Raw genomic sequence first — 14,279 nt, 5'->3', positions numbered from 1 at the left:
CCAGCGAAAACCCTGAGTTTTGGACGAGCGGTGTTTCGTCGCCAAAGTGATGAGGATGACGAAATCCGCCTCAGGCAGGGGGCGAAAACAAAATGAGGACGAAAAAAAACGGTGCCGGAAATCGGCACCGTACTCAGGCCTTGCCTGCCAGGTCTTTGCAATTCACGCTGCCGCAGATGCCACGGCGGCGCGACGGCAAGACTTACTGGGCAGCGTCCTTGACCTTCTTCAGCGGGCGAACCTTCACGCGTACCGAAGCCGGTTTGGCCGGGAACCAACGCTCCTGACCCGTGAACGGGTCTTTGCCGAAACGCTTCGCCTTGGCAGCGATTTGTTGCGACGTGACCTTGAACAGGCCATGCAGCGTGAATTCGCCAGCACCCTTCTTGTGCAGCGAGCTGACGATGGTGTTCTCGAGCGCGGCCAGCACTGCCTTGACTTCCTTCACGGCGACAGCCGATTGTTCGGCGAGGTGCGCTGCGAGCTGGGTTTTGTTGAGCGCTTCCTTGAGCGGCGAAACCTTGCCGCTGGCGGCTGCCTTCGGGGCGGCCTTGGGAGCTGCCTTCGGGGCTGCCTTTTTCGCTACCGGAGCCTTCTTTGCTGCCGGAGCTTTTTTCGCCACAGGGGCCTTCTTTGCTGCTGCTTTCTTTGCCGTTGCCATATCGATCCAATCGATGAGAATAAGAAAGTGCCGTCGGAGAACGGCCACCCGAATGATACGTCTTGCTGCGCCGACGATTCTACCTAAGAAATCGCTTTGTGAGAGTAGTGCGCGAATTATGTTGCGTGCTTGCCGCACAAGGCTGAGCGGTGATCGCGCTACATTTCGATTCGTTTCGTTCGCAACGTGCCGATTCGTTCCTGTCGCCGTGAATTCTCAGCGCGATTCCTTCGCGGGTTTCGCCGCAGTTTTTTTACGCGATTTTTGTGCGCGTCCGACGCATCGCCATTCACTCCCGACGGCCCTGAAACCCTTAGAAACGCTGCATTTCGCAGGTTTCGCAGCGGCCGTCGCTGTTGCACCAGGCGTCGGTGAGCGTCGTGCCGTCGGGGCCAAAAGTGACGTTGTGCCTCGCGCCATAGCTGCCTGCGAGTTGCAGACGATCACCCGCAAGCGTGCCCTGCACGGCGGTGTGAATGTTCGGTTCGACGTCGTCGATACTGCCGGTCACTTGCGCGCCGTTGAGCGCAAGCGCCATCAGCCGCGTCATCGGCGAACCCCAAAAACCCCACCACGGCGGTGCGTTTGTGCACAGACCACGCCAGCGGCCCGACGGATTCACGACGCGCACCGGCACCGTTGCGCCGGCCTGCGCGGCGGTGCCCGGGGCGATCGGTGGCGTGACGAGCGTGGCGCCTGCGGGCGGCGGCGCATCGATTGCCGCGACGTCGCGAGCGACGTCCGGCGAGCCGGCGCTCGAGGCGTTCACCGCATTCAGCCCCGATGTGTCGCCAATGGCGCTCGGCAGCGGTGTGCTGGTTTGGGGGGCCGTCGCCGCGATAGCGGCGTTTTGCGAAGCGGCGGCGGGCGGCGCGTAAGTGCTGGTGTTGCCGGGTGACGGCTGCACTGCGGCGGCGGGCGCCGCGCTGAACGTGCCGGGCGCACCGTCCACGCGCGCCATATCGGGTGGCAGGCCATCGTTCGGCACCGGTGCGGAGGCGGCTGCGCACACGTGACACGACATGTGAGAGAGGCTGTTGCGTGTCAGCGGACGTGTGCCGTAGAGCCGTTGCCCGCCCTGAGCGCCGTCGCGCAAAATCGTGACGTAAGGCGTGTCGTCGAGCTGATAGTCGACCTTGGCGCACGAGGGGGCGTCGGTTTGCAGCATGACGTCGGCGGAAAAAACGCTGTTGGTGGCGCGTGTCGGGACCACCGACACGGAGGCCGAACAGTCGGCAACGATCTGCGCGCAATTACACGCGGCGACCGGAGCGCGTGACGCGCCACCGGACTGTGCCTGCGCCTGCGCGGCCAGGCCGAGCAGGCCCGCGACGAGCCATCCCGTCGCGATCTTTAAAGAACTGAAACCCCGCATGATGTTTCCTCGAATGTGGCGGCATATCTTATGCCTGCGGATAGTCGATCAAAAGACGTCGGCTGACAAGCGCCGAAAACAGCGAAAAGCAAGGGGAAACGGGGAATCGAAGGCGTATCGCATGCCATTGCAGCGTCACGCAATTATGAGAATTCACCCGTATCCCGGCATCGATAGCGCGTTCTACACTGACGGGCATTGGCCCCTCATTCAATGAGCCACTGCCCGTTGGCTTCTGGAGACATGCATGCTTGTCGATCGCACGAATGCCCCCGGCCGTTCCGATTTACCCCCTCCCAATGACTCCCCTGCATCCCCCATGCCTTCCGTGAATCGCGTCCTTGCGATGCTCGCGACGCTTTTCTTCGCCGTGGGGCTCATTACGTCGCTGAACGATATTCTCGTGCCTCACTTCAAGGCGGCCTTCGACTTGACCTATCGTGACGCGGCGCTGATTCAATCCAGTTTCTTCGCTGCCTATTTCGTGGTGTCGTACCCGGCGGGGCAATACACCGCGCGTGTCGGCTATCGACGTGCGCTGGCCAGTTCCCTATGGCTGGCGGGTCTGGGCTGCGCACTGTTTTTTCCGGCGGCCGCGCTGACGTCCTATCCCTGCTTTCTTGCCGCGCTTTTCGTGCTGGCGAGCGGCATTACCCTGCTGCAAGTCGCCGTGAACGCCTATGTCGAGACCTTGGGTTCGCGCGGCGCTGCGGCAAGCCGTCTCACACTCGTGCAAGCGTTCAACTCGCTGGGAACGACCGTCGGGCCGCCGCTCGCCGCGCTCTGGATCCTCGCGCCGCAGGCAACGACAGCCAGCGCTCACGCCGTGGACAGCGTACGAGGTCCCTATGGCTTGCTCGCCGCAGTGCTCGCCATCGGCGGCGTGGTGCTCTGGCGATTGACGCTGCCCGAGCAGCGCACCGCCCATGCCACACCGCCGGGCTTGCTCGGTAACGTACATAGCTTGATGGCACACCGTCCATTGCGTTACGGCATCGTGGCGCTATTTCTTTATGTCGGGGCAGAAGTCAGTATCGGCAGCTTCCTGATCGTCTACCTGACGCAAACGGGCACGGGCATTCTCGACCACGCGCATGCGAGCCGTTATCTGGCGTTTTACTGGGGGGGAGCGATGGTGGGGAGATTCGTAGGAGCGTGGCTGCTGCGCAAGGTGTCGGCGGGACGACTCTTGAGCCTGTGCGCGCTCTACAACCTGACGCTGATTCTCGCGTCGCTGGCGTTGCACGCGTCGTTTGCAATGTGGCTGTTGCTGGCTTGCGGTCTTGGCAACGCAATCATGTTTCCGACGATTTTCTCGCTCTCCGTGGGCGGGCTCGGGGCACGCGTCAGCGAGGGCGGCGGGTTGATCTGCATGGCGATTGTCGGTGGCGCGATATTGCCGTACCTGCAAGGCGCGCTGGCGGACAGTGTCGGAATCGTGCTGTCGTTCCTTGTCCCGGCGCTGGCCTACAGTTACATCGCCGGCTTCGGTGCATGGTGTGCGCGGATCATGCCCGAATCGGAACCCGGCACCGATGTCACCGATGAGAAATCGGCCGTGACGCCGACGTGAGCGGCCTGTCGAAGGCGGGGACTCAGCCTGGTTTGCCGAACGTGTAGCGCCCGAAGATGAACAGCACGTTGCCGTTGCCTTTGCCGCCCGGCACGTAAGCGGTCGAGACGGATGCGCGCCCCACGCCGATTTCTGCGAGGGGCAGCGCGGCAGGGAAGGGCACACCGCGGAGCGTGTCGGAGCGCGACATCAGAAAGACGGTGTAGCCGAGGCCGAATCGCACGGGGCCGGCAGTCGCGACGTTCCAGATGCGCCCATAACCCGCCATCGGCGACCAGTCGTTGTGCGAATCTTTGAACGCCATGGCGTACAGCATGCGTGAGCCGTTCTTGCCGTCGGACAGCACGCGGCCGTAGCCGAGACCCCACGGGTTTTCATTGTATTGGGCGATCTTTTCGCGGGTGTACGCGAAGCGCAGGTGATGCGTACGCAGCGGCACGTACAGATCGCTTGCCCCCTGTGTCGCCACGTCGCGGAATTCATCGACGATGGCGCCGGCCCAGGTCGAAATGCCGCCGGGAGCGTCGTCGGCCTGCGCTGCGAGTGGCGACAGGAATATCGATGCGGCGCCGAGGGCAGCGAGCGAGCGGCGCCGAGGGTGTGGCGACTTCCGGCAGGGGGAGGCAAGCGGTGCGAGTCGAATCGAAAGCGCGAGCCGCCCGGTGAGTCGGGGGTTCGTAGGCATGGTTGAGTGCGTCTTTTTGCGAAAAACGTGTCGATGGTAAGTGTCGACATCGTGCGGACCATAGGGACATGGCGGACATCGGCGGTATCACCGCAATGCATCGCGTGACCGGCATTCAAGTCTCTAGACCTCACCACCACCGCAAAAGTTCGAAACGCCGCCTGTTTGCGCGAATGCTCACTCATGATGCATCGATTGACCGAACCTGTTGCGCGGCAAAGATGTCCTTTCGCGTCAATGAGATATCGCGGATATCGACGTGTTATTCACCGGGTTGTGAACATTTTCTGTGGATAACACCGAGCCGCGTGGACCCGGTCGCGCACGCCTCAGGCCGCGCGAAGACTGGCGCTCAATAGGATACCGAGAGGGCGCAGCAAATGCGCGCCGCATTTTTCCTCCACCCGATCAAGGACTTGAGTCGTCTATCCGCGAGTTGTCCACTGGCTTGTAAACAGATTCTGTGGATAACCCATCCTTGGCCAAACCCGCGCCACGCCTTGTTTTGCAGCACATGGCACAACTTTCGCGCGCGGCAATTCTTCCCTGTCGAATCAGCGACTTGTCATGCTTTTCCGCAAGTTATCAACGGGCTTGTGAACAAAAAGTGTGGATAAGCCATACTCGTCATTGATCTCAATATATGAGATCAATGTTTACATATTGACATTTAAGTTGTCGCGGAATTACGATGCGCCTCATACCGGCGGACGGACACGTTCAGGAGACGACAGTGACGGAACGACACAAACAGAAAGTGGCGATCATTGGCTCGGGCAACATCGGCACCGACCTGATGATCAAGGTGATGCGTAACAGCGAGCATCTGGAAATGGGGGCGATGGTCGGTATCGATCCGGCCTCGGATGGTTTGGCGCGCGCGCAGCGCCTGGGCGTGCCGGTCACGGCCGGCGGTATCGACGGTCTGTTGGCGATGCCGGGCTTCGAAGACATTCGCATCGTATTCGACGCCACGTCGGCCAAGGCGCATGCGCATCACAACGCGCTGTTGCAAGCGCGCGGCGTACAGGTGATCGATCTGACGCCTGCGGCCATCGGCCCGTATGTAATCCCGTCGATCAACCTCGACGCGCATCTGGACGCGCGCAACATCAACATGGTGACGTGCGGCGGTCAGGCGACGATTCCCATGGTGGCGGCTATCTCGCAAGTGGCGAAGGTGCATTACGCGGAGATCGTCGCGTCGATCTCGAGCAAGTCGGCAGGTCCCGGCACGCGCGCCAATATCGACGAGTTCACCGAAACGACGTCGAAGGCGATCGAAGTGCTGGGTGGCGCCTCGCGCGGCAAGGCGATCATCGTGCTGAACCCGGCCGAGCCGCCGCTCATCATGCGCGACACCGTGTTCGTGCTGTCGGAGCCGGGCGATCAGGCTGCCATCGAAGCCAGCATTCAGGCGATGGTCGACAAGGTGCATGCCTATGTGCCGGGTTACCGCCTCAAGCAACAAGTGCAGTTCGAGTTGTTCGACGCTTCGCGCGTGCTGAACGTACCGGGGCTGGGCAAGCTCACCGGCTTGAAGACTTCGGTTTTCCTCGAAGTGGAAGGTGCCGCGCACTATTTGCCGGCCTACGCGGGCAACCTCGACATCATGACCAGCGCCGCGCTGGCCTGTGCCGATCGTATCGCCGCCACCCGCCTGGCGCTTGCCGCTTGAGCGTCGCGCGCGCTATCAGGAGACATACCCCATCATGACGCAGAAAAAGCTCTATATCTCCGACGTGACGCTGCGCGACGGCAGCCACGCGATTCGTCACCAGTACAGCATTGCCAACGTGAAGGCGATTGCCGCCGCGCTGGATGCCGCCCGCGTCGATTCCATCGAAGTGGCGCACGGCGACGGCCTCGCCGGTTCGAGCTTCAACTATGGTTTTGGCGCGCACACCGATCTCGAGTGGATCGCCGCCGTGGCGGAGACCGTGACGCATGCCAAGGTCGCCACGCTGTTGCTGCCGGGCGTGGGCACTGTGCACGATCTGCGTGAAGCCTACGATGCCGGCGCCCGCGTGGTCCGTATCGCAACGCATTGCACCGAGGCCGACGTCTCCTGTCAGCACATTGCATACGCTCGCGAGTTGGGCATGGATACCGTCGGCTTCCTGATGATGAGCCACATGACCACGCCGCAGCATCTGGCCGAACAGGCCAAACTGATGGAGTCGTACGGCGCGACCTGCATCTATGTGGTCGATTCGGGCGGCGCACTGGGTATGAACGATGTGCGAGACCGCTTCCGCGCATTCAAGGAGGTGCTCAAGCCCGAGACCCTTACGGGCATGCACGCGCACCACAATCTGAGTCTGGGTGTGGCGAACTCTATCGTTGCGGTGGAAGAGGGTTGCGATCGCATCGACGCCAGCCTTGCGGGCATGGGCGCGGGCGCGGGCAATGCGCCGCTGGAAGTGTTCGTCGCGGCGGCGTCGCGTCTGGGCTGGAACCACGGCTGCGATCTGTACACGCTGATGGACGCGGCCGATGACATCGTGCGTCCGCTGCAAGATCGTGCCGTGCGGGTGGATCGTGAGACGTTGGCGCTCGGCTATGCCGGTGTGTACTCGAGCTTCCTGCGTCACGCCGAAGCTGCTGCGGCGCGCTATGACCTCAAGACCGTCGACATTCTTGTCGAGCTGGGGCAGCGTCGCATGGTGGGCGGTCAGGAGGACATGATCGTCGACGTTGCGCTCGATCTGCTCAAGCGTCGCGCTGCCTGACGTAGCATCTCCGACGCGGTAGCGATGCCGGCCCCTGCCCCCTTCAGGCAGGGGCCGGCTTTTTTTCGTCTGTCGATGAGGGGAGTCAGCGTGTGTTGCCGGACCACCCGAGCTGACGGCTGATCTGTGCCGCGGCGCTTTTCACGCGCGGCACGAGTTCCTGCATGCGCTCGCGGCTCATGTACTTGGTCGTACTCGAGACACTGATGGCGGCCACGATGTGCTGGCTTGCGTCGTACACCGGGGCCGCCACGCAACGGATCTGCGGTGTATCGTCTTCCAGATCGAAGGCGTAACCGAGGCGGGCATAGTCATGCATGCGAGCGAGCCATGCCGCCGTGTCGACCGGATGCGAGGGCTGTTGCGCTTGATAGTGCTTGAGCTGCGCTTGCCATTGCGCTTCGTCCTGATCGAGCAGCAACGCCTTGCCCACGCCGGTCACGCAGATCGGCTTGCGACCGCCGATGCGCGAGCTGATTTCCACGGCGCGTTGCCCCGGCAACTTGTCGAGGTACATCACCTCCCAGCCATCGGCGACGGCCAGATGTACGGTGTCCTGTGTCTCGCTTGCCAACTGCTCCAGCGTCGGCCGGGCGACACGCGGCAAGTCGATCTGACGATACGCGAGAAAACCCAACTCGATGAGCTTGTTACCCAGGCGATAACCGCGACGCGGTTCGAATCGCAGATACCCCGCGTGCACCAGGGCCGATGCAATGCGGTGCGTTGTCGACGGCGTGATGCCGGTGTGTGCGCACAGGGCCGGCACGGTGTCGATGCCGGCGGCGACCGCTTCCACGATATCGAGACCGCGGAAAAGTGTCTGACTGGCGAGTGTGCGGGGCCGCTCGGCTTGCACGGACTTCGGCTTTGCCATCAGGCCCCCCCGAGCGCGAGCAGGCGCTCATAGACGTAGCACTTGAGTGCGGCGTAATGCGAGGGTTTGAGCATGGGCAATTCGATGCCGTGAAGGTAGCTTCCGTCATCGCCTTGTTGAACGCCGCGAATCATGCCGGTGGCTTCGATGGGCATGTCGATTTCACCGACACGCACGCGAAATGCCAGTTGCATGCGCTCGCCGGGCGCGCCAAGCGGCGTGTCCGCCAGCAGTGAAACGCCTTCGGCGCTCACGTCCTGCAGCAATGCGAGGTGACTCGCCTCACCCGCGACGACCGACGCGACCCGCTTCGCGGACACGCGTTGAGAACGGCGCAGCACCTTGCGGCGAATCTGCGCGGGTGCCGAGAGAATGACGTAATCGAACGGCGCTCGCTCGGCACGTTCGACGGTACAGACGAAGTGGTAAATGTCTTCCTCCGAGAAAGTCCACAGTTCAAGTCGCTCGCTCGCTTGCAAGGCGGGAGGTGCAGTGCGGCCGGTCGGCACCGTGACGAACAGCATCTGATTCGGTGCATGACCAATGACGCGCGTGCGCACCCGCTGCGATCCGGCCCCTGGCGGCAATTGAATCTGTAGCCAATCGCCGGGGCGCAGATTGAGGTCGGTGAGCGCGTACTGCGCTGGGGGCATCCCAGCGGCGGACGTGGGTTCGCCGGTGGCCGGTGCCGGTGACGGAGCAATGTCGGCCAGCGCCGCGTCGTCTTCGCCGAGATTGGCCATCCGGTGCGGCGCGAACGAGGTGAAGAGCCAGTCACGTCCAGCCTGCGTGGGAACCATGTCGCCTTCGGCGAGCAACGGTTCTCCGGTTTGATCGACGATAGCCCAGGGCAGGGCGTCCCCCAGCGGTATCTCGTCGGGCGTGAGCGGGACGAGGGGAAGCGCGGTGGTGGCAGACGCTTGAGAAGGGGTGTTGGGCATAGAAGCTAGGTGTGCGCGACAGGCGCGCTCGCGTTGGGGCGTCGAAAGGTCGTGGATCGTTGGCCGGTTGGCAGGGGTGGCATCGGCACACTGGCTTCGCGTCAATGTCAGCGAAGTGGGTACTCGCCAAAGCGTGCAAACAGAACCGCAGACGTCAGGGTTGGCGAAAGTCTACCGCGCCGCATTGGCACTTGGCGAGAGGGGATGCATTCCCGCGCCTGTGCAAGCTGCGTAAGTGGGCACTCGCTGGGGAGGGCGCTGTGCGTGACGTTCATTGCCGTTGAGACCGGATTGCCGGGGCCGGCGTGCGTGTCCGCTCGACGGGGTGCTACGCGTTCGGTGCCGCCTGCCTATAGTCGACAGTTTGCCGGCGCGCCCGGCGACGATTATGTGGGGGGAGCGATGTGGTACCCGAACGGTGTAGGCGAAAACGGTTGGAACGTTGGCAGGTGCACGACGCCAGACATTGAGTTAGCAGACATGCATGAGGCGTCGGCGCAGCATCGCGCCGGGGCAAACGGGCTTGGTGAAGGTCTGGCGCGAACGGCCAACGCGGCCTGCGATGCAGGGCGCAACGGCATCGACACGTCGCGTCGTATCGATCCTGAGCTAGCGCGTGCATTTGCCCTGGCGTGGGCGGGCTTGTGGGTGAGTACCGGGCCATGTCAGCACTTCTATCGCAAGGAGTTCGATCTTGCACATCAGCGAGATGCGCGTCTGGGAGATACGCTGGTGCAGGTCGAAGCGATGTTGGCGCCCACTCACGGTGACGGCGCGCTCACCGCTCCCGACCTTTTCGTCCCCTGCGGCATCGCGGTCGAGCAGGTGCACCGCGATATCGCGCAATGGCTCGAGACGATCGCCGCGACGGGCGACCGGGGGTGGCGCTTCCGAGGAGCGCGCGACGCGTTGTCCCTTGTCGGCAATCTGTCGATGCTCGCGATCATTGCCGCGTGCTTCCATCAACAGGGGGCAACGGAGGGTGACGGCCCGCAAGCTACCGTTCGCGGCGCGTCGGCAGCGAACACGCCATTCGGGGTGCCGTGGGCCGACTGGACGCTGCTGGCGTTCGAGGGCGCGAAGGGGGTCATCACGCAGTCGCTCGGTTCGCCGACGTTGATTCGCCATCATGCGGTCGACGAAGTGCTCAAACGCATGGACGCGGGATGCCGGTTGCTGGAGGCGTGCGTCGCGATGCCGCCGCCGGCGGCGCCCACGTCGGGGCGCAACACGTTAGGCACGCTCACGCGGGCTCGCGACGTGGCGACGCTTTTCACATTCGCCAATACGGCGATACCGCCCGCGCGGCTGGGGCTCTGGGTGCCATCGTGGTTCACGAGTCCGCCAGCCGAAATCAATGGCTACCGGGGCGTCTTGCGCGTGGCGGGTCTGATGCTCGATTCCTGTCGCGCAGTGACGAGTTTGCTGGGCACATGGGCGCGCAATACTGCGTTCACGCTTGACGCGCAAGATTTGACGCATCGGTGGCAGTTGCTTTGTGCGCGGCTCGCAGACGTGCCTGCTGCGGACCAGACGGCGGTGCTTGACCGCGTAGCGCGCATGACGCAGCTCTGCGCGCACTGCGACACGCCGCTTCTGACGAAGATCGCATCGCATGACGTGCTGCGTGAGCACTTACTCGCTTCGTGCGAGTCGTTGACGGCAAGCGAGATCGATGGCGTTTGCGAGCGGTTCGGCGTGCTATGCCATACGTCGTGCGTCGACGGTATCAGCTATCTGAGCCTGAAACCGGGGGAGAGTCCTTGGGGACATCGCTGGACGGGCGACGCGTGGCGGTGGGGCGTTGCAACCCCGGCGCGCGCGTCGTATCGGCTATTGCTGCTGTATCAGCACTGGAGTTCGGCGCTGCTGGAGCGGGCGGTGTCGTCGTCGTCGTTGTCATCGTCGTCGTGCGCGGGAGCGGCGCACGATGTCGAATCGCCGCCGGACGACCCGGCGGGTGTGACGCGCACACGGTCCAGTGTTGCGCACATCGACGTCGAATCGACTCGGGTCTGAGCGTGTCAAAGCGTGCCGTTTTTCTAACACGTCTTCCGCGAACGAAGACATCTCTTGCCGGGCATATCAGAAATCACTGATATGCGCCTATCTGCCGGTTCTGGTGATTCATAGACTTGCCTTGGAAATCTGACGCCAAAAATGTCACAACCACCGAAAGAAGAGGGCGGAGGCATTGGTGCCGAAAAAATGGGCCGAAATTCGCGGTTCCCAGTTTCGGCCATGAAGTCATATTTCTTTAAGGCCACGAGCGCACACGACAGGGATGTGTCGCACGAAGAATAATGATCACGGAGACGAAGAGATGGGCTGTTTCAAGAAAGCGGGTACCCGCTATTTGGGATATTGCGGTCGCTTGGCCGTCGCGTCGCTGGTGCTTTACGGGACGACGGCATCTGCGCAATCAAGGCAGAGCGGGCTTTCGTCTGTCGAGCTATACGGGCTTATCGGCATGTACGTCGACCAATCAAAGGTCAGTACAACACGGCAGGGAAGCGTGCAAGCAAGTGGAGGCGGGATGCAGACGTCTTTCTGGGGGATGCGGGGAAGGGAAGATCTAGGAGGAGGGAACACTCTGATCTTCGTACTTGAGAGTTTTTTTCGCCCCAATACCGGCCAGATGGGGAGAAATTCAACGGACGGGCTTTTCTCGAGAAATGCCTATGTAGGTCTGTCGACGGCATATGGCACGTTGAAGTTGGGGGAGCAAACGACTCAAACTTATCTGAACCAAATTCTCCTCAACCCGTTCGGCTCATCGGTGGTGTTTTCGCCGCTGGTGGCGCAGTCATACACAGCGTCATATAACAATACCGTTATCGGCGATACCGTCTGGAGTAACGCCATTAGCTATGCCAGCCCATCGTTCCAGGGGCTGACGGGGGTCGTGCAATACGGCGTAAGCGGCGTCGCAGGGCAGCAGGGGCGCGATAATCTGGGCTTGCATTTGAACTACGAAAACGGCCGCCTGCAGGTTGCGCTTTCTGCGCAGCGCGTGCGCGCTGCGGTGGCGTCACCCGGCGCTGTACAGTATTTGTATCTGGCCGGTGCAACTTACGACGCAGGCTTTGCGAAGTTCTACGGTGCAATGCAAACAACCAATACAACGACCACTCAGGTCGGCACCCACACCTATGAGACCGGCATGTCGATCCCGGTTACTCCGGTGTCCACAGTGCTGGCCGAGTGGGCGTTCACGAAGCAAAGCGGCCCGCCTCGCAGTGACGCGATCCATAACACTGGGTCGATTGCCTACGATTACTATTTGTCGAAGCGTACCGACGTGTACGTTGTATATTCGTACGACAAAATCGCTGGGAGCCCTTCTGGAAGCAGCTATGGTCTTGGCGTAAGGCACGCGTTCTAACGGAAACCCGCCTGACGACTTGCTTTCCCGGCGACGCTATGCGATGCCCCGATTGGCTCGGGGCCGCTTTATTTGCGGCTTTTTGGGGGAACTTTGAGTTTGGCCTGCTGGAGCCAACGCTTTCTTTCAATCAGCGTTGTCGTGAAGCGCGGGCGGTTCTGTCAACTGATATCCCCATTGGGCGATGATCTGCTGAATTTCGTCTGCGACAACCCGGCAGGCCGCAGAGTGCTTGCCATGTCTGGGCATCGCAAGCACCACGTGACGACAGAGGTCGGGCTTGATAATCTGAGACGCCCGTAAGTGGCCGCGGGCCACCTCTGACGTAAATGCGTACGGTCCAAGCACCGCGTACAAGCCTGGCGTATGCGCGACCAACTCTTTTTGAGTGGTGAGTGAATCGGCCTCCACTGCCGATTGCAACTGGAATCCAATCCCTCGCGCGGTTTCGTCTAATGCCTGTCTCCATTGTCCCGGACGTCTGGGAACTACCAGGCGTAGACCTCGTAACTTCGCAAAATCCACCGTGGGTTCGTTCGTCAGGGGGTCATCGGGGGCCGACACGAGATACGTGTGAGCTTCGCAGAGGAGCTTTTCCTCTCGCCCGCTAGGACGCCGGAAACGAAACAGAATGGCTAGGTCGACTGCGCCACCATCAAGCATGGCGTCGAGTTCGGCACCCTGCGCTTCGGAGATGCATAGATGTACGCTCGGATGCTTCTCCTGAAGTCGATGGAAGAGACGCGTCATGAGAGGGTGGGCTGCGGACGGAAGGATGCCGAGTCGTACCTCGCCCATCACATGCCCGGCATCGGATTTCAGCTCTTCGGATAGCTGCTCCGTCTCATGCAACCAGACACGAAGCCGGGTGGCTGCGCGCTCGCCCAATTCTGTCAAGACGACCCCACGACCCGTGCGGTGAAACAGTCGGCCTCCACAGGAAATTTCGAACTCGGCAATCTGCCGGCTGATGTGCGATTGCACGGTCTGCCGACGTGCGGCCACCTTGCTCAGGCTCCCGGCATCAGCCACTTCGAGGAACAGGCGAACAGTTTCAAGGTTCATCCGAACCTCCCAATTGGATATCTCTTTTTTAGCATATCTGTCATCTGTGATTTCTGTCTAGGCTGAGGGCTTGGCGGTTCCTATAGTGGTGGCAACACTAAACCGGAGACAGCCTTGAAACTCGCTAGCTTTCAATTCAAAGGTCATGCCATCTACGGATGCGTGGATGGTGACCAGTACCTCATCCCGTCCGCCGCCTTTCTCGAGCGCCATCCCGACCTCGCCTCGGTCATTCGTGACGGCGCGTTAAAAGAACTGCGCGAGAATGCCGGCAGCCAGGGCGGGCGTGTGGCCTTCGCCGATACGATCCCTCTGCCCGTGATCCCCAATCCGGGCAAGGTCATCTGTGTGGGGTTGAACTACAAGAGCCACGTTGCAGAGACGAAACGCGCAGATAGCGAATATCCGTCGCTATTCCTTCGATTCTCAGACACGCTGGTCGCCGACGGCGCCCCGGTGCTCCGTCCGGCGTTTTCCGATCGTTTCGACTGGGAGGGGGAGTTGGCGTTTGTCATCGGCAAGGGGGGACGCCACATTCCTAAAGCTCAAGCCTTTGAGCACATTGCGGGTTATGCGTGCTTTAACGACGTGACAGTGCGCGACTGGCAGCGTCACACACATCAGTTCACGCCGGGCAAGAATTTCCCTGACACCGGAGCCTTTGGCCCTTATCTCGTGACCGCGGAGGACGTCCCCGATGTCGGCACGCTCACGCTCGAGACTCGTGTCAACGGCAACGTGATGCAACGGGCGAGCGTCGGCGACTTGATCTTCGACATCCCCGTCCTCGTCGAATACATCTCGGCATTTACGCCGCTCTCTCCTGGTGACGTGATCGCAACCGGCACCCCCGGTGGCGTCGGTGACCGACGTGAGCCCCCGCTCTACATGAAAGATGGTGATGTGGTCGAGGTTGAAATCACCGGTCTTGGAATCCTGCGTAATCAGGTCGGCATTGCCGGCTGAAGCATCACTTCTATACGAA

At 61.7% G+C, this 14,279-nt stretch carries 12 protein-coding genes; 6 read left to right on the top strand and 6 right to left on the bottom strand.

Annotated elements, in window-relative coordinates:
* Positions 1–202: 202 nt before the first annotated feature.
* Together PHO31112_RS13135 and PHO31112_RS13130 are read right to left on the bottom strand one after the other, a co-directional pair.
* Positions 203–661 (bottom strand): HU family DNA-binding protein, encoded by a 459-nt coding sequence (locus tag PHO31112_RS13135; protein ID WP_150620913.1) that lies wholly within the window; start codon positions 659–661, stop codon positions 203–205.
* A gap of 313 nt (positions 662–974) precedes the next feature.
* Positions 975–2,036 (bottom strand): hypothetical protein, encoded by a 1,062-nt coding sequence (locus PHO31112_RS13130; protein ID WP_150620912.1) that lies wholly within the window; start codon positions 2,034–2,036, stop codon positions 975–977.
* Positions 2,037–2,355: 319 nt separating this feature from the next.
* Here PHO31112_RS13130 and PHO31112_RS13125 point away from each other — a divergent pair, with 319 nt between their 5' ends.
* Entirely contained in the window at positions 2,356–3,609 is a 1,254-nt protein-coding gene (locus PHO31112_RS13125) for a sugar MFS transporter (protein WP_150620911.1), read from the top strand.
* A gap of 22 nt (positions 3,610–3,631) precedes the next feature.
* On the opposite strand, the gene pagP is transcribed toward PHO31112_RS13125, so the two are convergent.
* Positions 3,632–4,294 (bottom strand): lipid IV(A) palmitoyltransferase PagP, encoded by a 663-nt coding sequence (pagP, locus tag PHO31112_RS13120; RefSeq protein WP_150620910.1) that lies wholly within the window; start codon positions 4,292–4,294, stop codon positions 3,632–3,634.
* Between the two features lie 733 nt (positions 4,295–5,027).
* Between pagP and PHO31112_RS13115 the strand changes: the two genes are divergently transcribed.
* Both PHO31112_RS13115 and dmpG read left to right on the top strand, forming a co-directional pair.
* Positions 5,028–5,972, top strand: coding sequence for an acetaldehyde dehydrogenase (acetylating) (locus tag PHO31112_RS13115; RefSeq protein ID WP_150620909.1), 945 nt, complete (start codon positions 5,028–5,030; stop codon positions 5,970–5,972).
* Positions 5,973–6,006: 34 nt separating this feature from the next.
* A complete protein-coding gene (gene dmpG / locus PHO31112_RS13110) occupies positions 6,007–7,026 on the top strand; it encodes a 4-hydroxy-2-oxovalerate aldolase (protein ID WP_150620908.1) in 1,020 nt (339 codons plus the stop codon).
* 85 nt (positions 7,027–7,111) lie between these two features.
* Here dmpG and PHO31112_RS13105 read toward each other — a convergent pair whose 3' ends face one another.
* Positions 7,112–7,903 carry an IclR family transcriptional regulator gene (locus PHO31112_RS13105; protein WP_174995701.1) on the bottom strand — a complete coding sequence of 264 codons (792 nt, stop codon included), beginning with the start codon at positions 7,901–7,903 and terminating at the stop codon, positions 7,112–7,114.
* Positions 7,903–8,844, bottom strand: coding sequence for a flagellar brake protein (locus tag PHO31112_RS13100; RefSeq protein WP_150620907.1), 942 nt, complete (start codon positions 8,842–8,844; stop codon positions 7,903–7,905). Before PHO31112_RS13100 ends, PHO31112_RS13105 begins: the two co-directional genes overlap by 1 nt.
* Before the next feature lie 480 nt (positions 8,845–9,324).
* Between PHO31112_RS13100 and PHO31112_RS13095 the strand changes: the two genes are divergently transcribed.
* Positions 9,325–10,863: a hypothetical protein gene (locus PHO31112_RS13095; RefSeq protein ID WP_150620906.1), complete on the top strand. Its 1,539-nt coding sequence runs from the start codon at positions 9,325–9,327 to the stop codon at positions 10,861–10,863.
* Between the two features lie 304 nt (positions 10,864–11,167).
* A complete protein-coding gene (locus PHO31112_RS13090; protein WP_150620905.1) occupies positions 11,168–12,229 on the top strand; it encodes a porin in 1,062 nt (353 codons plus the stop codon).
* A 126-nt stretch (positions 12,230–12,355) separates the two neighbouring features.
* Here PHO31112_RS13090 and PHO31112_RS13085 read toward each other — a convergent pair whose 3' ends face one another.
* Complete coding sequence (locus PHO31112_RS13085; protein ID WP_150620904.1) at positions 12,356–13,294, bottom strand: LysR family transcriptional regulator; 939 nt, start codon at positions 13,292–13,294, stop codon at positions 12,356–12,358.
* Positions 13,295–13,408: 114 nt separating this feature from the next.
* On the opposite strand from PHO31112_RS13085, the gene PHO31112_RS13080 reads away from it, so the two are divergent.
* The gene (locus PHO31112_RS13080; protein ID WP_150620903.1) at positions 13,409–14,260 is read left to right on the top strand and encodes a fumarylacetoacetate hydrolase family protein; all 852 of its coding nucleotides are present in this window, start codon (positions 13,409–13,411) and stop codon (positions 14,258–14,260) included.
* Positions 14,261–14,279 lie beyond the last annotated feature (19 nt).

Origin of the sequence: Pandoraea horticolens (assembly GCF_902459555.1) — a bacterium.
Taxonomy (GTDB): Bacteria; Pseudomonadota; Gammaproteobacteria; order Burkholderiales; family Burkholderiaceae; genus Pandoraea; species Pandoraea horticolens.
This window is presented reverse-complemented; position numbering and strand designations above follow the sequence as displayed.